Origin of the sequence: Quyinboa mangrovi (genome assembly GCF_042219825.1) — a bacterium.
In the GTDB taxonomy this organism is placed as follows: domain Bacteria; phylum Bacteroidota; class Bacteroidia; order Bacteroidales; family UBA5342; genus JBHJHP01.
In genome coordinates this window covers 465,811-491,528 of the sequence record NZ_JBHJHQ010000005.1, presented here as the reverse complement: position 1 = coordinate 491,528, position 25,718 = coordinate 465,811, and the positions used below count along the sequence as shown (strand labels likewise).

Below are 25,718 nucleotides of genomic sequence, written 5' to 3'. Positions count from 1 at the left end.
CATCCCCTGACCATATGGTCGGGGGATTTTTTATAGTTTATGTACAATGCCTGAAATTAATTCCGGCACCTCATTGCACTGCATCCTGTTGTTAATGTTGCCGGCTGAGTAACCCTGTTGAACCACTTAAGTATTTATTTATGTTTAAGTTTTATCACTTAATTAGCTAGTTTTAAATATAAAGCCATGAAGATGCATTTGTTCTCAAAATGATTGCACGGTGTACTTTGGATGTTAAAATTACCGGTTAATTATGAGGATTTTAGTTCCTTTATAGTGGTGTGGATGCTTTGTGTCCCTTAGTGAATTCCCTTTGTGTTTCATTGTGGTTAGATCTGGATTCACATGACTGCGGAGTTCTTTGCTATTCTCATGACGTATATTTTCCTCAGGTTATGCAATAATATACGATTTTGCCTTTAGTCTAACTTGCTTTGAGAGGACCTTTTTGAACATGCTGATTCTAACCTGTTTGCCTTGAAGTATCCAAGGGTTGGAATAATGTGCATTTATGTTGTTTAAACGATAATGAAATGTGTGCAATACATGGTTTTAATATATAAAAAGGACGATTAAAATTTGATTTTTTGAATTTGTAATATTCTGTAATAGAGTTTGTTGTGTGTTGCTGTAAATGAAATTATTGCACGATTTACTTAAGTGTAGCGCATAAATAGCGCCGGGTTATTATGTTGGTTCCTGAAAACTGCATAATTTAGTTTCATCAAGTTTTTTTGAAAAGCAACACTTAAATTTAATAACTTAATTCTAATTATTATGAGGAAAACTTTTACAATTCTTGCGGCTTTTCTGGTTGGTGCATTCTCATTTGCACAACAGCCTGAAGCAGTTTTTACAAGGTTAACAGATACCGCTCCTGTACTGGACGGTGAAATTGATGCGGTGTGGGATAATGCAACCAAGTACGATATTGACAAAGACTATACCGGTGAGACCCCAACAGTTGGTGCTTCCTATTTTAAAGGGATGTATGCAGACAGTGGTATTTTTGTACTGGTTTATGTAGATGACGATGTGCTTGTGCCCTGGTATGCTCAAACAGGTGGTGATGAGTGGACTTATGACAAGGCTGAAGTTTATTTCGATGTCAACGAAGGTGACCTTGCTGATGGACAGGGCCCAAGTACAGGAGGAACCGGACATTATCAGTTTGCACCAAGTATCACCGAAGAAAATGCCAATGGTGCATTAACAGAGGAAAGCAATTACAGGTATGCCCTTAAAACTACAGATCCGAGTTATACCATTGAATATTTTATTCCTTTCTCAACGCTTGTTGATAAAAGTAGTTTTGTAATGGCTCAAACCGCTGAGTTTGGCTTTGATGTGTATATTTCTGACAGAGATGCAGCAGGAGATGCCGGATCAAGACAACGCAAGGTGTGGGCTAACATTGGTACTGTAGGTGAAAACTGGGGTAATATGAATGATGCCGGTCTGGTAACGCTTGCCGATCCATCAGATCTTATTTATGTGGATGAAATTACATTGACTCCTTCATCTACCACAATTGATGTGAACAACGGAACAATACAGCTTACTACTGAAATAGTACCTGGTAATGCAACCAATAAGGAATTAAAGTATTATGCTGATCCTGCAAATGCCGTAACTATTTCCTCTACAGGATTGGTAAAAGCAGTAAGAGATGGAGAAGTTACTATTTATGCATCATCTACTGACGGTGGATACATTGATTCTGATCCTGTTACCATTACCATTACAAATCAGATTCTGACAGCAGACGAAGCAAACCTGATTGTGAACGGTAACTTTGATACTGACCTGAGTGCCTGGGGCGGCTGGGTAGACGCTGAGTCAGGAGAAACATACGTTTGGGAAGACGGTGTGGTTAAATGCGTGACAGTTGCAAAAGCAGAAAACTGGCATTATCAGTTCAACCAGACTAACATGTTCCATGCAACTCCAAATATACCATATATCTATAAGTTTAAGGCATGGGCCTCAAAAGTTCGTGTAGCTACTACAGACTTTGAAGATAATGAAGCTAATGGTTACAACCGTTATGGCGCAAGTAGTTCTGAAGGAAATGTTGATGGAAGATCAGAATGGCTGTTTGAACTGCAGACCGAACCAACATGGTACGAATATGAAGTAACTTTCGATCAGATTACTGAGACAACACCTGAAAAAGTTCAGTTCCTGTTATCCATAGATGATGGTACTGTTTATATCGACAGCGTATCACTGATCAGCAAAGCTGATACTGAAATTCTGGGTGTAGAAACAGGATTGAAGAAAGTGAATACAACAAAATTCAATATGTATCCGAATCCTGTAGGTCATGCTGATATCCTGAATGTAGAGGTTGCAGGTAAAGACACTAATGTCTCAGTATACAGCATCGCAGGACACAAAGTTGCAGAGCAAAGATCTGTAAACGGCCTGGCTAAAATAAACGTTTCACAGTTAAGTAAAGGTTTGTACCTCATTCGTTTGGATGATGGTTCAACACAGAAGTTTATTAGATAAGTTTAAATGGTTTTAATCACAAAAAGGCCTTGCCATAAGCAAGGCCTTTTTTGAATAAGCCTGAAGTAAAAAGGGGATGTACGGAGGCTCATTAATAAGCTGTATGTTTTGGAAATGAGAGGGTTTTAAATCCATATATCTGCTATAATCCGGCATGCTGTATTTATTCATATGGGACAGTATTGATTTGAAAAACAGGGTTTTGTGTCTTTCGGTATGGTATTAATAACGTCTGCCATCTATAGTGTAGTGTATAAGTACGATACAAAAACTTGCTGCCCCTCTGCATTCACTTTATTTTCGTTTAACAGCTGAAAAATTAACTAATCATACAAGGAAATCAAATCTCTTATGAAAACAACATCCATTCTCACGTTCCTTCTGGTTTCTGCAATAACATTTTTATCCGGGTGCGCGGATAAAAATGTGGGTTATTCCAATAACCCGGAGATAAATGAAAAAGTAGAAACGCTTCTGGCAAAGATGACTTTGGAAGAAAAGGTTGGACAGATGAACCAGTATAACGGGTTTTATGATGCTACCGGGCCTGCTCCGTCTGAGGGAGATGCAAAAAACAAGCTGGACCATCTTAAAAAAGGTTGGGTGGGTTCCGTACTTAATGTGAGAGGGGCTGAAGCTACAAGAGAACTGCAGCGAATAGTTGTGGAGGAATCGCGTTTAGGAATACCGCTTATTTTTGGTCTGGATGTCATCCATGGACATAAAACATTAACTCCAATACCATTGGCTGAAGCCGCAAGCTGGGATCTGGGAGCCATTGAAAAATCTGCCCGCAATGCTGCGATTGAAGCAACAGCTGTTGGTCAAAACTGGACCTTTGCTCCCATGGTCGATATCAGCCGAGATGCCCGCTGGGGCCGTGTTATGGAGGGTGCAGGAGAAGATCCATACCTGGGTTCACTCATTGGTGCAGCCAGGGTAAGAGGCTTTCAGGGTGATGATCTTGCTGCCAACAATACCATGGCCGCCTGTGCCAAGCATTTTGCCGGTTATGGTTTTTCGGAGTCAGGAAGAGACTACAATACCGTTGATGTGGGAACATCCACGCTCTACAATATTATTTTGCCTCCCTTTAAAGCTGTGGTTGATGCAGATGTGAAAACGGTGATGAATTCGTTTAATACCCTGAATGGTATTCCGGCAACCGGGAATGCATTTTTACAACGTGGTATTCTGAAAGGAGCCTGGGGATTTAAAGGATTTGTGATCTCTGACTGGGGCAGTGGTCAGCAAATGATTCCTCACGGATATGCCAGCGATCTGGAACAGGTAGCTGAAATGGCAGCCAATGCGGGATCCGATATGGATATGGAATCCTATTCTTATGTAAAATACCTTGTAAAGCTGGTTGGAAGCGGAAAGGTAAAGGAAGCTGTGGTTGATGATGCGGTACGTCGCATTTTAACGGTAAAGTATGAACTTGGTTTATTTGATGATCCTTATAAATACTGCAGCGAAGAACGTGAAAAAGATTTGCTCTATCATCCGGATCATCAAAAGGATGCACTGGATATAGCCAGAAAATCCATCGTTCTGCTGAAGAATGAAGGCCATATCCTGCCATTGGACAGGAATAAAAGGGTAGTAGTCATAGGTGCGTTGGCGGAGGATAAAACCAGTCCGCTTGGAAGCTGGAGGATCGGTTCTGATGACAGCACGGCAGTTTCTGTACTGGAAGGACTTGATCTGTTTGGTGCAAAGTATGCATATGCCGAAGGTGCAAAACTGGTTACAGGACCGGTCGCATTTAATTCGGAACTGGTCTTTAATACTACAGACAGGAGTGGTTTCAGTAAAGCTGTTGCATTGGCTAAGTCTGCCGGAACAGTTGTAATGGTGCTTGGAGAACATGGCCTGCAGACCGGTGAAGGACGAAGCAGGACTGAACTCGGCTTGCCCGGATTACAGCAGGAACTGCTCGAAAACGTATATGCCGTAAATAAAAATATTGTGCTGGTACTGATGAACGGACGTCCGTTAACTCTTACCTGGGCTGATGAACACATTCCTGCCATCCTTGAGACATGGCACCTGGGAAGTCAGTCGGGTAATGCCATTGCACAAACCTTGTACGGAGCGAATAATCCGTCAGGAAAACTGCCCATGTCATTTCCGCGCAGAGTGGGTCAGTGCCCGATTTATTACAATCATCTGAATACCGGCCGTCCGGGGCCAAACACGGATGTGTTCTGGTCCCATTACATGGATGTGGCAAATACACCTTTATATCCGTTCGGTTATGGGTTAAGCTATTCCGATTTTGACTATTCCGGGCTTAATGTGGATGCGTCTGATCCAAAAGCCGTGAAAGTTTCTGTAACCGTAAAGAATACGTCAGATACAGATGGTGAAGAGGTGACGCAATTGTATATCCGCGACCGGTTTGCAAGTGTAGCCAGACCGGTTAAAGAGTTGAAGGGATTTGAAAAATATAAGCTGAAAGCCGGTGAGTCAAAAACCGTATCGTTTATCCTGACAGATAAAGAACTTGGGTTCTATGATAATGACGGCAGATTTGTGGTGGAACCCGGAATGTTTGATGTGATGGTGGGGACCAGTTCTGATAAGGGACTGACCGGTGAGTTTGAACTATTGTAAAAAACGATTCTTCCAGAACAGAGAATGCAGATGCTGATGAAGAAATATACAGGAATCATACTGGCTTTCATGTTCTCACTTGGGATGTTTGCTCAGATAACACCGCAGCAGGCACTGGAACAAATGGGACGGGGAATAAACATGGGCAATACACTGGAAGCACCGGAGGAAGGTTCTTGGGCACCCGCAGCTCAGGAATACTTTTTTGAGGATTATAAAGCAGCTGGTTACAGCACCGTAAGAATTCCGGTAAGGTGGTATACACATACCGAAGAATCGGCGCCATATAAAATTTCCGAATCATGGATGAACCGTGTGGAGACCATCGTGGACTGGGCACTGAATCAGGGCTTTTTCGTGATCATCAATGCCCATCACTCCGAACCGGTAAAGGAAGACTATGAAGGACAAAAGGAACGTTGGGACAGTATATGGAGCCAGGTAGCGGTGAGATTTAAGGATAAACCGGATAAACTGTTCTTTGAGTTGATGAATGAGCCCAATGGCTGGACCGTTGATAATGTGAATGAGTATAATCATCGCGTTCTCGGTATTGTCCGTAAAACCAATCCGACGCGCATTGTTGTACTGGCCGGTAATAACTGGTCGTCAGCCAACGATATGGTCAATCCCGATGTCATTTTTCCGGATGATCCGTATTTGTTTGGTACCTGGCATTCCTATGATCCATGGGAATTCGGTGGACAGGGTAAGGGAACCTGGGGGACTGCGGCGGACAAGAATGCGATTGCTTCGTTATTCACTAAAGTACATACCTGGTCGGATCAGACCGGCATACCGGTTTTACTGGGAGAATTCGGTTCAACTTACGTTAACGATGACGGAGGCGACAGCGACCTGAACTCCAGGTTTCGCCATTATGCCTGTTTCGTTGAAAATGCTATAAAAAGCAAGGTTGCATTTACTGTGTGGGATGATAATGGCTGGTTCCAGGTTTACATGAGGCAAACCCGGAAGTGGAAAGAGTGGAATGACATAATCCTGCACTATTCACCGCAAAGTGTGACGGATTTTACAGCTGAAATGCAGGCGGATTCTTCCGTACTTCTATCATGGGTAAATCAGGCCAAAACGTATGACAGCCTGACGGTTCAGCGAAAACTGGCCGGAGGGAATTATATAACCATAGGTAGTGTTGTGCCGGGCGTGAACCGGTTTACAGACTCAACGCTGACAGACGGGCGGGATTACTTTTTCCGTATCATGACCCATCAAAGCGATACGGCTGTTTCATGGGGCTATCCCCAGATTGTTAAAGCAGTGGCTCCTGTTATAAGGGCGCCGTTTAACGCTGCTCCTTTATCAATACCCGGAACAATTCAGGCAGAGGAGTTCGACAAGGGGAATGAAGATGATGCTTATCATGATTCGGATCCTGAGAACCAGGGAGGTGCTTTCAGATCAAATACGGGCGTAGATATAGAAGCACGTACCGATGGAGGTTTCCAGGTTTCTTATGTTGAACCGGATGAGTGGCTCGAATATACTGTAAATATTGATAAAACCACGGATTATGTCATTACGGCGCATGTGGCATCAGCTGAAGATGGTGGAACATTCAGGATGGTGTTTGAACGAGGTAAGGCCAGGATATGGACAGTTCCGGCAACCGGAGACTGGCAGCAAAATACGGAAGTTACGCAGGATAAACTGAGGCTGCCGGAAGGACAACAGGTGATGCGGATTGAAATTATAGAAGGTGCTTTTAATATCGATAAATTTGAGTTCCGCGATGCCAATGCCCTGGCACTGAATAATAATAAGGGAAACCATTTTCAACTCTATCCTAATCCGACTTCAGGAAGCATTTCTGTTACAAGTCCCGGATTTAGGTTTAACAGAATTGAAATTATCGGAGCAGACGGAAGGAGAGTCTATCGTGAATTCCTTCCTGTCCCTGTGTCAGAAAAATTGAAAATAACACCGCCACTGAGTGCCGGAATCTACATTGTACAAATTGGTCAAAATGACAGAATGCTCTCCGGAATTCTGGAGGTGAAAAAATAACACTATGAATAAACGAATTCTCATACTTTGTTTTGCAATTTTAGCAGGTTTCTCCAGCGTTGTGGCACAATGTTATGAACTGGTCTGGGCTGATGAGTTTAACTATTCAGGCGCACCGGATCCTGCCAAATGGACACATGAGGTAAACGGCGATGGCGGAGGAAACAATGAATTGCAGTATTACACTGATAATCTGAATAATTCCAGGGTTGTTGACAGCATGCTGATTATTGAGGCACGCAAGGAAAACTACCTTGGGAAAGCATATACTTCAGCACGTCTGATTTCATACAATAAAGCGTCATTTAAATATGGCAGGATGGAAGCCAGGATAAAACTGCCTTACGGTCAGGGCATCTGGCCTGCTTTCTGGATGATGGGCAACAATATCTTTACGGGAACCGGCTGGCCATCGTGCGGTGAGATTGATATCATGGAGATGATAGGTGGCGGAGAAGGCCGCGATGATAAAATTTACGGCACAGTTCACTGGTCTGATGCCAGTGGTAATCACGCACAGTATGGGGGTTCAAAACAGTTGCCCACTGGTATTTTTAACGATGCATTTCACGTATTTTCTATAGAGTGGACAGAAACCTATATCAAGTGGTTTTTGGATGATGTGCAGTATGCAGTGGTGAGCATTACACCTGATCATATGTCAGAGTTTCACAATGACTTTTTTATCCTTCTTAATCTCGCTGTCGGTGGAAACTGGCCGGGGAATCCGGATGGATCAACAACCTTTCCTCAACAGATGTGGGTGGATTATGTCAGGGTTTATCAGGCTGGATCCGACCCTGCAATAGAAGGACCGGCAGAAGTGATACCTCGTCAGGAAGGAGCTGAGTTCAGCCTGATTAATAATCCGGAATATCAGTATGAATGGTTGGTGCCTGATGGTGCTGAAATCATTTCCGGACAGGGAACATCTTCGGTTACAGTTAACTGGGGCTGTAGTGCGGATACTGTAAAGTGTGTGCTGACCACACCCTGTTCAACTAAAAACCTGGCTTACCCGGTGAAGCTCGCTGAGGTCATCATGATTGGGGAAAATTCGGTCAGCGCTTATCAGAAAAACATCGTGTACCAGGTGCCTCATGCAGCGCATACAGATTATACCTGGATTTTGCCTGAGGGCGTGACATCAGAAAAAAAGGACTCCAGCACGATCGTTGTGAACTGGGGTGGAACTGGTGGAACCATAAAAGTAATGATTGGCAATTCCTGTGGAACAGATAGTGCCGAAATGGAAGTGGATGCAATTGCACAGCTGCCCTATCTGGATCAGCCGCTAACAATACCGGGAGACATACGGTCGGTATATTTTGATCAGGGAGGTGAAGGAATTGCATATCACGATACCGATGAAGGGAATAACGGCCCGGGACTTCGACAGGATGAAGATGTGGATACAGAAGATGGAGATGGTACCGGTAATATCGGCTGGACTTTCCCGGGAGAATGGCTCGAATACAGCGTGAAGGTTGAGGCAGATGGTTTGTACGATATCATGTGCAGAACAGCTGGTCTTACCCGTGGAGGCAGTTTCCGGCTGTTAATGAACGGGCGTGATCTCACCGGGGAAAAAGTAGCTTCTACTGCCAGCTCCTGGACGCAGTTTCGCTCCATGTACATCAGGGATATTCAGTTATTTGAAACAGATACCATGTTAAGACTTGAAATTATAAATGGAGATTTTAACATGGCAAACATGAATTTTACACGTTCAACAACACCTTTGGATAAAAACACGTCAGTAGCAGACTTAGCAGTTTTTCCCACGATAGTGACCAACAGGCTACACATTAGCAACATGGATACGGAGTACCGGTACCAGATTGCCAGTGTGAGCGGGAAAATTATACAGTCCGGGCGTGTTTTACCTGACGAGGTACTTTCTACCGGAAGCCTGGAGGCGGGTGTCTATATATTGACCCTCCGGAATGCATATGAAAGGACATCAAAAAGATTCATCAAAGTCAGATCACAGAATTTATAATCCGCAAGATCTGTTGCAGAAATAAAACATGAAAAAGACAGTTCCATACCCCGTAATACCTTTAGTGCATATCATTCTTATCATGCATGAATTAAGAAAGTATGGCGTACGGGTTACAGGCGTTTTTTGCTTTATCCTGCTTCTGATATCAATTCCTGATGCGGATGCACAAAAACGGGGTATTGCTTATGGCCATCATTCCCCGAAGGATATGGAGACCCTTGCGCCGGCTGTCTCCTGGTGGTATAACTGGTCAGAAACACCGGAGAGCACTGTAGCTGATGTATACGGCGATTATGGTTTTGACTTTGTTCCGATGACCTGGAATGGATCATTTAATGAAAGCAAACTGCGGACATTCCTTGATAAGCATCCGGAAACCAAATATCTTCTGGCCTTCAATGAGCCCAACTTTTTGGATCAGGCTAATATGAAACCATCCCAGGTTGCAGCGATCTGGCCGCGGCTGGAAGCTATTGCTGCTGATTACAACCTTGAGATTGTTGGTCCGGCAGTTAATTTCTGTAACAGCTGCGTATCTGAAAATGGCACTACATATACGGATCCTGTTCAGTACCTGGATGATTTTTTTGCGGCCTGCCCCGATTGTCAGGTTGATTATATTGCGGTGCATTGCTATATGAACCATGCCAGTGCTTTGGAATGGTATATCTCATTATTTGAAAAATACAACAAACCCATTTGGCTGACAGAGTTCGCAGGCTGGGAATATAACGATGCCATAAACTCCCCGGAAGATCAGATCAGCTTTATGATGGAGGCTGTGGAGTTTCTGGAAAACAGTCCGGATGTGTTCCGGTATGCCTGGTTTATCGGACGGACATCAGGTGGGATTCAGAGTTTTCCATACATCGATTTGCTGGGGGCAAACGGACAACTTACCGATTTGGGTCAGGCCTATAAAGCGATGCCGGTACATGATACCGCAAGAGTGGTGCAGGTTCCTGCACGTATAGAAGCAGAAGATTATAATCGTGCATTGGGAATGAAGATTGAACGCACATCAGACCAGGACGGGGTGATGGATGTAACCGATGTGCAGATCAACGATTATCTGGAGTACAGAATAGATGTTCCGGCAGACGGGACATATAATTTTGATATCCGGGTTTCGTCAACACGAAGAACTGCACTAAAAGTCTATGTGGATGGATCAGCTGTCTTAACACATCAGATTCCGGATAATGATGGCTGGGATAACTGGTCAACCGTGACAAAAACGATTGATCTGTCGAAGGGCATACATATCTTAAAGCTGGTTGCCCTGGGCAGCGGCTTTAATCTGAATTGGTTTGAAATCAGGAATCAGACCGCACAGAAACTGGATGAGAAGCCGGGCGCTGCCGTTATTTTAAATGCATCAGGTAATGATGTACTGATTATTTCCGGCACATCTGCTTCCGCAAACAGAGTACAGATTTATAATATTGACGGTATTCCTGTGCTGAAAAAGGAGAATGCCACACAAATTGATTTGGGTACTCTGGTGCCGGGCATTTATGTTGTGGAGGTCAATGCTGATAACCACCGGATTTTAAAAAAAATTGTGAAGCAATAAATGAAGCCTGAACAAATACATACACGTTTTACGTGGTTCCCCTTTGGGGTTACTGTCATGCTTTGCTTTTTTATGGGGCAGGGTATAAGCAGCCAGGATTTTGTACAGGTAAATATTGAAATTGAGCAGGATAGTATTGATGAACTGGAATCACATCCATATACCAACGAAGACGTGCACGGAAACTTTACCGCTGATGATCTGAGGATTGATAATGTTGAAATACATTACCGTGGTGCTTATTATTTGTATACACTGATGCAGCAGGGCGACTTCAGAAACTGGAAAATCAAAACGTCAAAACTGAACCGCTACAACAACCGGAGGGAATGGAATTTTAATTACGAGCTAAACCTTCGTCAGCGGCTGGCATATCTGCTCATGGATGCAGCAGGTGTTCCCTGTGTTACGGCTCAGCATGTCATCCTTTCCGTTAACGGTAAACGACAGGGGGTATACCTGCAGTATGAGGATCCGGATAATAAACGCTGGTTAACCGATACGTTTGGCGATAACGATGGAGACCTGTACAAAGCAGCATACGATATGCCGGATGAAATCAAGTATTTTGCAGACCTGACTTTCCTGGGGAATGCTTACAGTGATTACTTTCTGCATTATCGCAAGCAAACCAACAATAATGACGAAGAGGAATTTGATTACAGTTCTATCCGTGACTTTACGTATTTAATCAATTACACGCCTGAAGATCAGTTTGCTGAAATGATTCGCCGGAATTTTGATGTGGATGCATTCCTGAAATACCTGGTTGTGGCTAATTTCATGGCTCACTGGGACGGTTACCCTTTCAGGCCCAAAAACTACTTTTTATACCAGACCCCAAATGATAAAATGTGGCACTTTATACCCTGGGATATGGATGCCACCTTTCAGCGTTCAGGCCACTTTAACAGCATCGGAACAAATGGAAGTGTATTTCATTATTTTGACGGCTATGAACCTTACAATAAGGTGGAGGGGGAACCGGTGGAACGACCACTGGTCTGGAACATGATGAAAGATTCCCTTATTAGAAATCAATACATCGCAACATATAAAAGTGCGCTGAACAGCTATCTGGGGAAGGATTTTCTCAATGCAACCCTTGATTCATTATGGCTGGGTATCCGCAATAATGTAAGTCGGTATGAAAGCAGCACCTTTCATAATGACATGGATGATATGAAATCCTTTATTGACGATCGCCTCGGTAATGTTACTGCTGAACTCAGCGAATATGACGTACATACCGGGTATAAATCTCCGGTATTAACAGGCGGAATCAACAATCTGCTGGTTTATCCGAATCCTTCTTTCGGTCCGGTACATGTGCGGTATAGTTCTGAAAATAAGAATAGCAGAATTACACTGTATGATATGACCGGTAAGGCCATTTTCCGGAGCATACATCAGGGGCATTCCGTTGATGAAATTGTTGATCCGGAGCAGTATCCTAAAGGAATCTACATGTTGGTTATAACCTCCGGAAAAGACTTGATGCGGGTTAAAATCACTTTAAAATGAAAAAAGAAAACAAAATAAATACACATAACATGAAAGGCTATATAGGAGCAGTCGTTCTGGGAATCATCCTCACATCTTGTGGCTCAAAGCATGTGACAGATAACAGCACAGAAGATGTATTTACAGCTAAAGGTAAAACAGCAATGGTGTACACCACGGCTATGCATACCGGATCAAGGCTGCAAAAAACGGGCGAGTATAAATTTGAAAAAGGAAAGCAGGCTCTTGAAACGGAAAAATCTGTATTTGTGAATCCGCATAAAACGTTTCAGACTTTTATGGGTATTGGAGGAGCCATTACGGATGCCTCAGCCGAAGTATTTGCAAAACTGCCTGAGGAAAAGCAGCAGGAATTGCTGGATGCCTATTACGCTGAAACGGGTATAAATTATCACCTGCTCCGGGTTTCTATTCATAGTGCTGATTTCGGATCAGAAAGCTTTACCTATGTGTCTGACGATGATCCGGAACTAAAGACTTTTTCCATTGCTCATGATATGAAATACAGGATCCCGATGATCCATCGTGCCCTTGAGACGGCCGGAGGAAAACTCACGACTTATGCCAGCCCCTGGAGCCCGCCGCCATTTATGAAAAGCAATGGTGAAATGCTGCATGGTGGTAAACTGTTGCCTGAGTTTTACCAGCCCTGGGCCAATTATTTTGTAAAGTTTATTGAGGCTTACGAAAAAGAGGGTATTCCCGTTTGGGGGGTAACCATTCAGAATGAACCAATGGCGGTTCAACGCTGGGAATCCTGCATTTACACAGCAGAGGAGGAACGTGATTTTCTGAAAAACTACCTCGGACCAACGTTTGAAAATAACGGGCTGAAGAATAAAAAGATCATTGTTTGGGATCATAACAGGGATCTTGTTTTTAACCGTTCCAATACCATTTTAAATGATCCTGAAGCCGCTAAGTATGTCTGGGGAATTGGTTTTCACTGGTACGAAAACTGGTCGGGCGGAGATCCCAAATATGATAATCTTGAAAAAGTATGGGAGGCATATCCTGATAAGAATCTCATGTTTACAGAGGGTTGTAACGAGAAGTTTGATCCTGAGAAATACCAGTACTGGCCCAATGCTGAACGTTATGGAGAGTCGATGATCCATGATTTTAACAGTGGCACGGTAGGCTGGACCGACTGGAATATCTTACTGGATGAGAATGGCGGACCAAATCATGTCGGTAATTTCTGTTTTGCTCCGGTTCATGCCGATACGCGGACCGGAGAGCTGATCTTTACCCCGGCTTATTATTACATCGGACACTTTTCGAAATTCATTGAACCAGGTGCCAAACGCGTTAGTACGGCAACCAGTATCAGTTTCCTGCAAAGTACTTCGTTCCGGAACCCGGATGGTAAAATGGTGACTGTTGTGATGAATGATACAGATAAGGACATAGATTATTTGTTGTATGTGAACATGCAGGCTGTAAACATTAAGATTCCGGCCAGAGCCATTCAGACGCTGGTCTATTAAAATGGTTATTTTGTAAAGAGTTTAAAGGGCTAAGTTAAGTACCAATACCAGGAGGAAGAATCGATACGAAATGAAGATAATAAGAGGTATATATTTTTTAAGTTTGATTTTAGCCGCATGTTTAAGCCCTGAAGTTCGTGCTGAAGGGTTTTTACATGCAGACGGTAAACAGATTGTGGATGGAAATGGAGAGAACGTCATTCTTCGGGGCATCGGCACCGGGAACTGGATGATCATGGAAGGCTATATGATGAAAACAGTCGGCGTAGCAAACACACATACACAGTTCAGAGATAAGTTGATTGAAACCATAGGTGTGGCTAAAACAGACAGCTTCTACAATGTCTGGCTGGCGAATCACTTCACTCGTCGCGATGTGGATTCCATGAGAATATGGGGATTTAACAGCGTTAGGGTTGCCATGCATTATAAATGGTTTACCCTTCCCATTGAAGATGAACCTGTTCAGGGTGAAAATACCTGGCTCGATAAAGGGTTTACGATGATAGATTCCCTTCTTGACTGGTGTGGCGATAATGAGATGTACCTGATTCTCGATTTACATGGAGCTCCGGGCGGTCAGGGTAAGGATGCGGCTATCTCGGATTATGATCCATCCAAACCGTCACTTTGGGAAAGCAATGATAACAAGAAGAAAACCGTTGCGCTGTGGCAGAAACTGGCAGAACGCTATGCCAATGAACCATGGATTGGAGGTTATGATCTGATAAATGAAACAAACTGGACCTTTCCCGAAGGTAATAATTCACAGCTGCGGCAACTGTTCGGGGAAATTACCGACAGCATCAGAAAGGTCGATCAAAACCATATTCTGTTTATTGAGGGCAACAGTTTTGCCAATGATCATTCCGGTTTAAAACCACCATGGGATGATAACATGGTGTACAGTTTCCATAAATACTGGAGCACAACAGGGCCGAACGATCTGGACTGGATTATACAGTTGCGTAACCAGTACAATGTTCCACTTTGGCTTGGAGAGTCAGGCGAGAATTCAAATACATGGTTTACAGAATTGATTCAGTTATGCGAGAGTAAAAATATAGGTTGGTCGTGGTGGCCGGTCAAAAAGGATGATATTAACAGCATTCTGAATGTAAAAACCAGCAGTGCCTATGAAAGTCTGATCCGCTACTGGAAAGGAGAGGGGCCGGCACTGACTGAGCAGGAAGCCTTTGATGCGGTCCTGGAGTGGGCTGAAAATCACAAAATTGAGAATTGTGTTATTCAGTATGATGTGATCGATGCCATGATCCGTCAGCCACATACCAACGAAGTGCTGCCTTACACTGATCACAAACTCACCGAACCGGTATTCTTTACGGAATATGATTATGGTAAAAATACAATTGCGTATTCAGATGCCGTTGTGGCCAACTACAGCATGGATTTTTCATCCTGGAACGATGGCTGGTCCATGCGGAATGATGGCGTGGATATAGAGGCCTGTTCGGATAGTGAACCCAATAACGGATACAATGTTGGCTGGACCGAAGACGGTGAGTGGATGCAGTATTCCATGCACAGCGACTCTGTAACCATGTATGATCTGCAGATTCGCCATGCATCCGGCTCTGGTGGATCAACAGTGCATTTTGAAGTAAATGGTGTAAATGTATCAGGAAGTCTGGTGCTTCCGGCTACCGGAAGTTGGGATAACTGGCAGACCACGACCTTTAATGATATAATTATTCCGGAAGGTGATATCAAAATAAAGCTTGTTTTTGAACGAGGCGGTTCGAATCTGAATTATTTTCAGTTCATAAATCCGCGTTCTGCTTCCGATGTGGTGTTTAAGCTGATTTCTGCCGAGACAACTGAGGATGGGTTTGGAATTCTGCTGAGTTTGAATAAGAACGTGGATATTCCGGATGTTTCATTTAACCTGGCCGATTTTGAGCTGCTGGTAGATGATGAAGCTGTATCTGTAGATGAAGTCAGCATAAGTGGATCATCAGATATGATCCTGCTGCTGTCTGTAGCTCAGGGGCTTTATTCCGATCAGAATATCCGGCTGTCGTACACTGGAGAATCGGTGCATTCAGGCGATGTTAACCTGTTACAGTTTTCAGATGAACCGGTTCTTAAAAAGATGGCAGAAAGTAAACGTATCCCTGGAAAAATTCAGGCTGAAGACTTTTTTGTGAATCATGGATTTGAACTGGAGGATTGTACAGATACCGGAAACGGATTAAACACATCGTATGCCAACGCTGGTGATTACCTGCTTTATAAAGTACATGTCACACGAACAGGGTATTACCGTGTGATTTATCGCGTTGCCACAGAAAAATCCAATGCGGAGATAAAATTTCAGGCCGGTCCGTTAAATATTTATACTACCCTCGATACCATGCAGTTTGAAAGCACAGGTGGCTGGCAAAACTGGGATATTCAAACTTCTGAAGTGTACCTGGAAGAAGGATACTACTATCTCAGGTTCCTGGTGAAACAAAGTGAATTTAATCTGAACTGGTTTCAGTTGAACTATACAGGTACAGCGATCGATGAAAAGGAATTAAATACAGGTATAAAGCTTTTCCCGAATCCTGTAAAAGATCACATGTCGGTTGTTTTTTCAGGATCAGATTTTGATAATAAAACTATTGAAATTCTTGACCTGAACGGGAAAAGATTGCTTATAACTGAAACTAAAAATTTAGAATGCCAGATTAATACAGAGAGCCTTGTTGCAGGAATTTATCTGATCAGAATAACCAGAGACGACAAACAAAATAAGTTGAAGTTATCTGTTCAAAAGTGACTTATACGGTTTAACCAGATGCCGGTTTTAAGCTAATCTTCCATTTGACTAATCTCGCCTGACAAATGTTTAAACTTAATATAGTTTACGTTTAATCCTCCTTTAGTAAAGGTGAGTTTAACGTCTTTAATACCTTCTTTAATGAGAACATCGCTGATGGATAAATTATACCATCCTTCACCGGATCTTTGCAGATTTTTCTTCGGTGGAGCTACTTCGAGTTGCTGGTCTCCAAGCGTAATTTTAATTTTCCCGGAATCACCGGATACCCTTAAAATAATATTATATATGCCGGGTGTTACTGTGGATATTGAATATTTTGTCCATTCGCCATCCTGCGTCCAACCTACATAATAGCCGTTTGAGATAGGATCATTACATATACCGATATCCACACCGTCGCTTCTGTAGGTATAGCCGGAATTCCATCCGGTATATTTCCCGGTGGTTACATGCAGATCCTGATAATCGTTGTCGCTCCAGGCATCGTTTAAGGTTCCTAAGTCGTAATCCACTGCAAATATTGTTCCCGGAATACTGTGTGCTTTGAATGGTTTGCGCTCATGATGAAAAGGAGCATCCAGGTAGGCATAAATAACGTCGTTGTTAAATTTGCAGTTTTCCGTTTTTATATTTTCCAGAAGATCGTTCATGGCAATGATAGTTTCCTCTTTGCCGGGTTTGTTTTCACCGGTTTTAGGGTTGTAGTCTATGATGGCATCCCAGCTTTTTGACACAATTGTATAAGGATCGTCAATATCCATTTGCTTATATGCCCAGGTTGCCCATCCAATATTCAAACGTTCCATTTGCTCAACCATATCAGTAAACCATGTGTTGGAGTTTTCACCGGTTTCACCAAGCCACAGTGGTACGTTGAGTTGCGTCCTAAGGTCCAGAACGCCTTCTATACTTTTATCATCGTTATTGGACCAGTACTTATGGAAGCTGAAAACGATATTGTCATCGAACGACGCAAGATCATGTAAACCACCGTAATTGTTAGCCCAGCAATTTCCTTCAATAAAAATGATGTGATTCCTGTCAGCCAGGCGAATAGTATCTGTTATACGTTTATATAAATCCAGAAGTGGTTTGTTTTTTGTGCAGTCGCAACCGTTTGGATGCGTACCATCGTTCTCAAATGCCCAGTTGGGTTCGTTAATAAGGTCATAACCACCAATATTTACTCTGTTTTTAAATCTGTTTGCCAACTGATACCAAAGCGCTACTGTTTTAGCTTTATTGGCCTCGCTCTCCCACAAGGATGGTTTCTCAGGATCGTAGTCGCTAATATTGGCATCCTTACCCTGACCACCAGGAGCAGCATGAAGGTCCAGTATCAGGTAAATATCATTTTTTTCGCACCAGCTTAGTAAGCTGTCAAGCATATTGAACCCGGTTTTAAGCCAGGTATTCTCACCTTTAACAGGCTCCTGTTCTATTGGCAGTGTAAACAGGTTGTAATGCATTGGAACCCTGATGGAATTAAAACCCCATTCGTTGATATTTTCTACATCCTCGCAGGTAAAGAAGTTTGTAAGCCACTGGTTGTAAAACGCATCTGTAGTGGCCTTGTCAGTCAGATCCTCCAGCATGGCCCTGATCTTATGTTGGGGACCAACCGGCGTTTGAAACATATAACCTTCCTGCAGCATCCAGCCTCCGGGGCCAACACCTCTTAAAATGAAGTTGTCACTTTCAGTATTTACGATCCGTTGACCATCGCGTTTCAAAAAGCCATTGACATTTTTATTTGCATTTGATCCCTGCAGGAAGCATATCATAAACAGAAAGGGAAGCAGTATGTATTTATATTTACCCATATTTCCGAGTTTTATCAAATTGATGGATATAGTATTATGCATATTAAACAATACTCAAAAATACCTGAGGGAAAGTGAAAATCCCAGAATTCAAAGTATACTTGCTCTCTACAGATGAAAGAATTCAGCAGGATGTGCTATACACACGTTATTATTTTTAAGATATTCAGGTCCTTATGATCACAATGTCAACCTTATGAGTTATAATTATCATGGAAATTACGAATATTCTGATACGAAAAATTTACATTTTAAGTATGTTCTGTAAGAATTGATTTGTTATCGCGCGGCGGTTATGAGGCGCTAGATTTGCGGACTATAATTCCCTGATATATAAATTAAGGTCAGTTTCATGGGACAGACCCATCTTTTTCCTTAAACGATAACGGGTTACATCAACGCTTTTAGGTGAAATATTCATAAGATTGGCTATTTCCTGGGTGTCCAGATTGATACGTATGAACGAAAGAATGCGTACGTCGTGAGGTGTAAGATTTGTATGTTTCTCCGTCAGACGATTGATAAAGTCCTGATGCAGTTCTGAGAAAAGTTTATGAAAAAAGAAGTTTCTTTTTTCACTACTGACTTCTTCAAGAATCTTGTTTTCCCATCGTTTCGAGTCGCTGTTACGCATTTTCTCCAGGCCCTCTTTCAGCTCCATTAAAAACTGATTTTTGTGACTTATAATTTCAGCATATTGCAGCAACTGTTCGTTTTTTATTTCAATATTACTTTTTACAACATCCTGTTCATGAAGTTTTTGTTGTGTCAGGATTCGTTTCTTACTTAACCGGTTCATAATATGAACGGTAAACAGAATACACAGGAGGAAGATAATGGAGTAGGGTATAATGACCCATTTAGTCTGATACCAATAGGAGTCAATAGCGAATGATACTTCGCTTTCTTTGGTGATTTTACCGTTTAGTCTACTTTGAACCGTGAACCTGTACGTCCCACCATTTAGTTTTGTGTATTCTTTTTTACTGGCCGTTGCATTCCATTGCGACCAATCATGATCATATGGCCAAAGGATGTACCGGAATTCAATCACATCGCTGGATGATTTTTGTGTTCCGAAATGAAAAATAATGTTCTTATTCCCGGCAGAGAACTGAAGCTGCTTTGTCATATAAGGGTATGTATACTCCCTAAAGTCACTATCGTCCTGGCCAACATCAATCTTGGAAATTACCGGTGGTGTTCCTGTTACACGCTTCGATGTATTATCAATATTGAATGTGGTTACACCTCTGTCTGTTCCAATACGCAGTTCACCGTTTTTTATATCGATGAATATATTATGTTTCATGAGCGCATTCTCAATTGAACTCAACAACTTCTTATAGGAATAATAGGTTCCGTCGCGAAGATCGACCAGCATGTCCAGTTGGCCATTTTGAACATATGCCAGTGAGTTTCCGTTTGCTTCTTCGTAAAAGGCAGAAATTCCGGGCCCGTTAATATTATTGAATGGAGGAGTCGTTATTTCGGCGAAGGAACCATTGCTGTATTCCATTAATCTGTCTCCGTTATAGAATATGATCTTGTTATTGAAATCAAAAAATGTTTCAACTGTATCATAATTTTTTTGTTCTACCATTCCATCTGCTGCCAGTTTGTGTTGTCTTATCGGTTCTCCTTCTGTATCAGACCAGATACATTGATTGACATCATCGTAAAACAGTTTGGTTCCACCTGCATGATTGACAAATGTAACGGGTTGCATCTGATCACCCGCCATTTTAGTCAGTATCAATCCTGAATATGTGGAAAGCATGTAGAAACTGGTTCCATCGAATCGCGCGATGTCCATTACTCCATCACCGCTATAGATTTTTACGAGCTTATTATCAATCATTTTCATTAATCCCAGCGTATGACAAATGTATAGCTGATGGTCGATTTCCCGGATACGCCAAACCTGTCCTTCACTGTTAGGAACAATAGTAAAAGGATTATAAGCTTTAGATGAAAACAAACCCTTGTTGGTTGCAAGGTAAGTAGTGTTATTATAGTCTTTTATATAATAGGTTGCTCCCTTATTGAAAATCGGTTTTAATGCGTTTTTTAATTCCACATAAGCTATGCCATAATCAAGCCCAAGCCATATATTTCCATTGGGAGCTTTCTTAACGGACAGAACGGTATTGTCTATAAGGTTATTGGAAGAGTTGACTTCCGTTACAATAGAGTTGTCCTGTTCATCAATCTGTAGTAATCCGTTTGAAATAGTGCCAATGTTGTAAATTTCATTGTCATAAGATGAAGCTGTAAAAAAGGATATTCCTTCAATGGTATCCGGCATGGTAATCTGTCGTACCTCTTTCCCATCGTACGCAAACATTTTGCCATTGAACATGATGAAATAAAGTTGATTGTTCCGAACAAATAGTTTTCTTATTTCAACACCCTGAGTCTGATTGAAATTAGAGTGAATCTTGAACGTGTCATTTTCTATGGTCCCGATCTTTCCTTCTCTCGAAATAGCCCATAGTTTATTATTCCAGACAGTCATGTTGTAAAATCCTGTACCTGACCTTACAATGGATTGTTGTTTGGATTTTTTATTATACACGATGATTAATCCTTCGGTCTGGAAAAAGATTTTGTTACCCATACATTCCACGTCCCAGACTGTTCCTCCTTCCGCATTGCCAATAAAAGTATATTCCATGTTTGTGGGTGTGCTTTTTACAAAATATCCCATGTCTACATCGCCACCGCACCAAATCGTATCGTTCTGAACTTTCAGGCTTCTGATAACATCCTTGCTGGTAGTTTGTGTTAATTCCCAAATGCCGTAAATGTTCCGCAATAAGCCTTCTGTATTTCCAAAATAAACTACGCCGTATGAATCAATGTCAATATCCCAGTTCTGGCGACCTGCATTATAATCTGTTTTATCATAGGATTTAACTACCGAGAGGTAATTGTATCCAAATGCTCCGGAAGAAGAGAAAACGGAAATCAGTATGATAAAACATATTCTGGTCATTACTTTTAACGTAAGATAGTTATTGTTAAAGGTGCTGTGGTTAGTGAAATGAGACCTTTGTTAAAAGCAAATATAGTATTTAGATCAATGTCCTCCAAGCTATATCGCGATGCCGGGTGAACGTTGTATAACATGTTTTGATTCTGAATCCAGATTTTAAAAAAGTTAGGTTGGGTAATGAAAAAGTTTTCGTGTAAAAGAGAACCCCAAAAGCCAGATAAAACTTTTGGGGTTCTCTTCAGAAAAGCCGCAACCCTTCTGTATTATTGTTTTACAAACCGTTTGGTAATATATTGTTTCCCGTTTGAAATTGTAATAAAGTATATGCCACGATCCAGTGCATTAATGCTGACATTGCTGGCTAATTCTCCGGTGAGTTGATCCTTCTGAACTGTTTTGCCGGAAATATCTGATATCCTGTAAGACACAAATGACTTATAATCCGGAATTGTCAAATGAATTTCCGAACTGGCCGGATTCGGGTACAAGCTGAATCCTTTCGGATCTGAATAGACTTTTTGTACCGGTACAGGACCATTATCTGCAACCAAACTATTGATGTACTTTTCAAGCATGGTATATCCGTCAGCACCTACGACATTCCGGTCACTTGGATCTTCCTTGTTCAAACCATTGGCGTCCTCCCAGTCATCTGCCATACCATCACGATCATTGTCAACCGGAACTTCTGATTCATCGTAAGAGTAAGTCTCCCAACCACCAACATTTTCCTGCGTGTCAATCAATCCTGGACGTGTTGTGCCGTTTGAAGCACGCATAGGTGCAAGACCATTTCTAACTTCATTCATAACACGCATATCAGTCGAGTCCCTGCTATAGCTGGCACCAGCATAGTTAAGGACTGCTTCATAAGCTATTTCTGCAGAATGTGTAGTTACATGAGGTACTGCAAATTCTGTGGTTGATTTAATGCCATTTATTGTTCCACCCGGCAAATCACCGCCACTGGGTTCTATTCCTAACCAGTTGTTGTTTGTAACTGATGAGCTCGCTGTTACGACATTGCCGTCAACATAGAAGACACCCCATACACCGGCAGGTAACTCATATTTATCAGTACTTGGATTGGGGTTAAAAATACGCGTTGGGTGAGATGATCCTGGTCCTGCCTTGTAATAATTATTGACAAAATTATAGCTTCCTCCCATGCCGGCATAACCGCTGTTGCCTCCCCAATTGTATATGACATTGTTTCTGAAATCAACCAACTCAAGCTCTGTTTCACCTGAATATCTGGAACCATTCATTCTCGGATTCCTGCTGTCATGGTGCGCAAGCAAATTGTGATGAAAAGTTGCAGTCTGACCTCCCCAAATACCTCCATAACCATGGGTGCCTTTTTCATGGACAGATTCTCTGAGACTTTCAGATAAAATACACCATTGCAAAGTGAAGTTCTTATTGTCGTAGAATGATCCGCACTCATCTGTACTCCAGCTTAAAGAACAATGGTCTATAATTATGTCTGATTCATTTCTTCCCCACATGGCATCATCCTGTGTCGCTTTTTCATCTCCCATCCTGGAACGAATGTATCTTACGATAACATTGCTTCCGCCCTGATAAAGGCTATAGTTTTTAAGGCAGATACCATCTCCGGGAGCTGTTTGTCCGGCGATGGTCGTGTTATCGTTAATATCCAGTCTTGAATTCAGGGCAATGATACCGGCAACTCTGAATATAATGGTTTTTTTGCCCGGGCGCCCCAGGCACCATCTGAGAGTTCCTTCATGGGTTGAATAGTTTCCTGTATTGGAATCACCAAGAGAGGTGACAAAATAAACCTCACCGCCTCGTCCGCCTGTTGTATACATTCCACCTCCTTGAGCTCCTGGAAAAGCTGGTGTTTGTGCTGATACCTCTGATATAACAAAGGCTAAAAATAGAAAAAGAAAAGTAGAAAATCGTTTCATATCATGCTGATTAATGTTGTTTATATAAACTGGTCAAAACACTGTAAATAATCAGACAACTAAATGGCATTCATACAATTGATAGTTAGATTTAATAACAGAGTCTGTCCAAAGTATTTTTCAAATTAAATATTCATTGAATATTTATAAACTTGTCAAGTACTACACAAATATAAGAATTGAATTTTGAAATGATGAGAATTTTGGGAATATTTTGCAATCGATTGCATTAAAATGTGTTATTTATATTATGTTTCAATAATCGGGAAATAAAAAAGCTCCCGAAGGAGCTTTAATTATCAGTATTTCATAAATTGTTTATTAATATGGCCTGAATGGCTTGTAAACTGTATCGAATAGAAACCCGGATTCAGTCTTTCAGTATTAATAACAATCTGATCATCGTCGGCTATTGTATTTTCAACTAATTTATTTCCTGACAAATCATAAATTGCATAGCTTTTAATATGGATGGAATGGTTCAGCCTGACAAATAATTTATCATTAACCGGTACAGGATATACACTTATATTGTTTTGGGCCGATTCTTCATCAATTTTAGTTGCAACAGTTACCTTTATCTCGTTGTTAGTTGTATCCGTTCCGGTAAGTGTTGTATCAACAGAATAAGCATCAACCTTAAACCAGACGGATTGCCCCACATTTAAGCTGGCATCGTTCCAAACGTATTCATTCGAAGTTAATCCTGAATCTATCTTTGAGAATGACTGCTGGTTGTCGGTACTATAGTATAAATCATAGGTTATGGGATTTCCATCATCAGGATTGTTCAGAGTCCACGATAGAGGAATGGCTCTGTTCCACTCGTTATTCTCCGGTATGAGAATGCTCACATCAGGATTGGCATAGGTGTGAAGCAGTTCCGCATATCCTTTTCCACTAACAGCTGTTCCGTTCACAGTCCCTTCAATACTGACAGAGCCTTCGTAAAACCGGAATGGTAGTTTAACTTCTGTATTATTATTCAGTGCGGTGATGATGACGTCAATATTATTCTGATCAGAGGTCAGTCTCCATTTTCTGGAATAACATTCGTCTTTTGTGGAATTCCACCAGAATCCCAGACGTTCAATATGAAAATCAATGTTTGTATAACTGTTGTTTTCATCCACATAGACTGAAATATTCTTGTATTTTGGATCATCGGGGATTGAATTGTCTGTTGCAAACAGATCCCACAAATTAATGTCCATTCCGTTGGAAAGTTGTAAGCAGAACCACTCATATTTCTCGCCAGTACTTGGGTTAAAAGTGCCGTACTGCCTGTCAATCCAGGATGTTCCTGTTACAGACTCTGTGCTTTCGTTAAATGTAAATGAACCGGTAACATTATTCAGGGTCTGGGAATAATAATAGGTATATGTTTCCTGTCCCTGGGGGAAGTAACCATCATCACCAAGAATAAGTGGTGGTTTTTGAGCATCATATTCAAGATTTAATGCACCCTTTGGGGCAGTAGCATTCAATACATATTCGAACGGAATCATGCCGCTGGCATCTGTTTTGTTTTTCCATGTTTCAGTACCCGTGCCAAGAATTCCGGTTTTGGCAACAAGGTTTAAACTGTCAGTGGCAAGTAGCGCGTAAACAACAGGCTGTACATCAGAATAGAATTCTCCGGTATCATCATTCGTAACATTGAATATTCTGAATCCCTGATAAGGTGGATAATTCATGTAAAAGTAGGTTAGCATATAACTGTAGTTTGTACCGCTTTCCGATCCTTTTAAATGCCCTATTGTATACCACCATTCCACTGGTTCTGCCGTATGTCTGCCCTCATCCTTTGGAAATTTAATTAAACTGCCTCCTGGTTCATAAGGGTACGTCTTCCAGTCCTGTGAAGGAGCAGGACGTAAAACCAGAAAAAGAAAACTTAATAAGAAGTAAAATTTTATGTTCATACTAAAATTGTTAGGTTATTTAAAATTAGTCAAGATAAAAATACTATAATTTGAATGATTGCGAATGCCTGTAACGTTCTGTACAAATGTATAACATAAAAAACAGTAAAAATATCTGTAAGTACAAAATGGGTATTTTCGCTGAATTGAGAATACATTATAAGCGGAGAAAATTGTATTGTGAAATCCGGGAGTATTAGAAATTTGTAACGCCAGGAGAGAAGTGAAGGTTAATAAATTTTTCAATCTTCAAAGCCTGTGATCTGAATTGACAATCTATTGTCAGATATATTTTCCAGGCTGAAGCAAATTTAATTCAGGGGTCTTTAAAAGCACTGGTGTTGTGAAGCATTAGTCTGTATTAAGGATTATCGGATTTCCCAATGTAGGATATTTCATAAATATTGGAATAAATAATATGAGGCTATTTCATTATTCGACACACTCTTACGTAGAGAAAATCGACTTCTTAGGTCAATTTTAATCTAACGATA

The 25,718-nt window shown here is 41.6% G+C and carries 12 protein-coding genes; 8 read left to right on the top strand and 4 right to left on the bottom strand.

The genetic code is table 11. The features are described 5' to 3' along the window. Positions 1 to 777: 777 nt before the first annotated feature. The 8 genes from ACE1ET_RS13190 to ACE1ET_RS13155 all read left to right on the top strand — a co-directional run bounded on the left by ACE1ET_RS13190 (position 778) and on the right by ACE1ET_RS13155 (position 16,541). Positions 778 to 2,514, top strand: a complete 1,737-nt coding sequence (locus ACE1ET_RS13190; protein ID WP_375728880.1) for a sugar-binding protein — start codon at positions 778 to 780, stop codon at positions 2,512 to 2,514. Positions 2,515 to 2,865: 351 nt separating this feature from the next. Next, a complete protein-coding gene (gene bglX / locus ACE1ET_RS13185; protein ID WP_375728879.1) occupies positions 2,866 to 5,133 on the top strand; it encodes a beta-glucosidase BglX in 2,268 nt (755 codons plus the stop codon). Positions 5,134 to 5,169: 36 nt separating this feature from the next. Further along, positions 5,170 to 7,161 (top strand): cellulase family glycosylhydrolase, encoded by a 1,992-nt coding sequence (locus ACE1ET_RS13180; RefSeq protein ID WP_375728878.1) that lies wholly within the window; start codon positions 5,170 to 5,172, stop codon positions 7,159 to 7,161. Between the two features lie 4 nt (positions 7,162 to 7,165). Further along, positions 7,166 to 9,163, top strand: a complete 1,998-nt coding sequence (locus ACE1ET_RS13175) for a family 16 glycosylhydrolase (RefSeq protein ID WP_375728877.1) — start codon at positions 7,166 to 7,168, stop codon at positions 9,161 to 9,163. Between the two features lie 28 nt (positions 9,164 to 9,191). Then, positions 9,192 to 10,742, top strand: coding sequence for a glycosyl hydrolase (locus ACE1ET_RS13170; protein WP_375728876.1), 1,551 nt, complete (start codon positions 9,192 to 9,194; stop codon positions 10,740 to 10,742). Further along, complete coding sequence (locus ACE1ET_RS13165; protein WP_375728875.1) at positions 10,743 to 12,266, top strand: CotH kinase family protein; 1,524 nt, start codon at positions 10,743 to 10,745, stop codon at positions 12,264 to 12,266. Next, entirely contained in the window at positions 12,263 to 13,756 is a 1,494-nt protein-coding gene (locus ACE1ET_RS13160; protein WP_375728874.1) for a glycoside hydrolase family 30 protein, read from the top strand. Before ACE1ET_RS13165 ends, ACE1ET_RS13160 begins: the two co-directional genes overlap by 4 nt. 70 nt (positions 13,757 to 13,826) lie before the next feature. After that, positions 13,827 to 16,541, top strand: coding sequence for a carbohydrate-binding protein (locus ACE1ET_RS13155; RefSeq protein ID WP_375728873.1), 2,715 nt, complete (start codon positions 13,827 to 13,829; stop codon positions 16,539 to 16,541). Between the two features lie 32 nt (positions 16,542 to 16,573). Here the strand turns inward: ACE1ET_RS13155 and ACE1ET_RS13150 are convergent, their stop codons facing one another. The 4 genes from ACE1ET_RS13150 to ACE1ET_RS13135 form a co-directional block, all read right to left on the bottom strand. Then, on the bottom strand, positions 16,574 to 18,367 hold the full coding sequence (locus tag ACE1ET_RS13150; protein ID WP_375728872.1) for a cellulase family glycosylhydrolase: 1,794 nt from the start codon (positions 18,365 to 18,367) through the stop codon (positions 16,574 to 16,576). Positions 18,368 to 18,683: 316 nt separating this feature from the next. Beyond that, positions 18,684 to 21,365: a helix-turn-helix and ligand-binding sensor domain-containing protein gene (locus tag ACE1ET_RS13145; RefSeq protein ID WP_375728871.1), complete on the bottom strand. Its 2,682-nt coding sequence runs from the start codon at positions 21,363 to 21,365 to the stop codon at positions 18,684 to 18,686. A gap of 263 nt (positions 21,366 to 21,628) precedes the next feature. After that, positions 21,629 to 23,299, bottom strand: coding sequence for a T9SS type A sorting domain-containing protein (locus tag ACE1ET_RS13140; RefSeq protein ID WP_375728870.1), 1,671 nt, complete (start codon positions 23,297 to 23,299; stop codon positions 21,629 to 21,631). A 299-nt stretch (positions 23,300 to 23,598) separates the two neighbouring features. Then, positions 23,599 to 25,224, bottom strand: a complete 1,626-nt coding sequence (locus tag ACE1ET_RS13135; RefSeq protein WP_375728869.1) for a lipocalin-like domain-containing protein — start codon at positions 25,222 to 25,224, stop codon at positions 23,599 to 23,601. Positions 25,225 to 25,718: the final 494 nt, after the last annotated feature.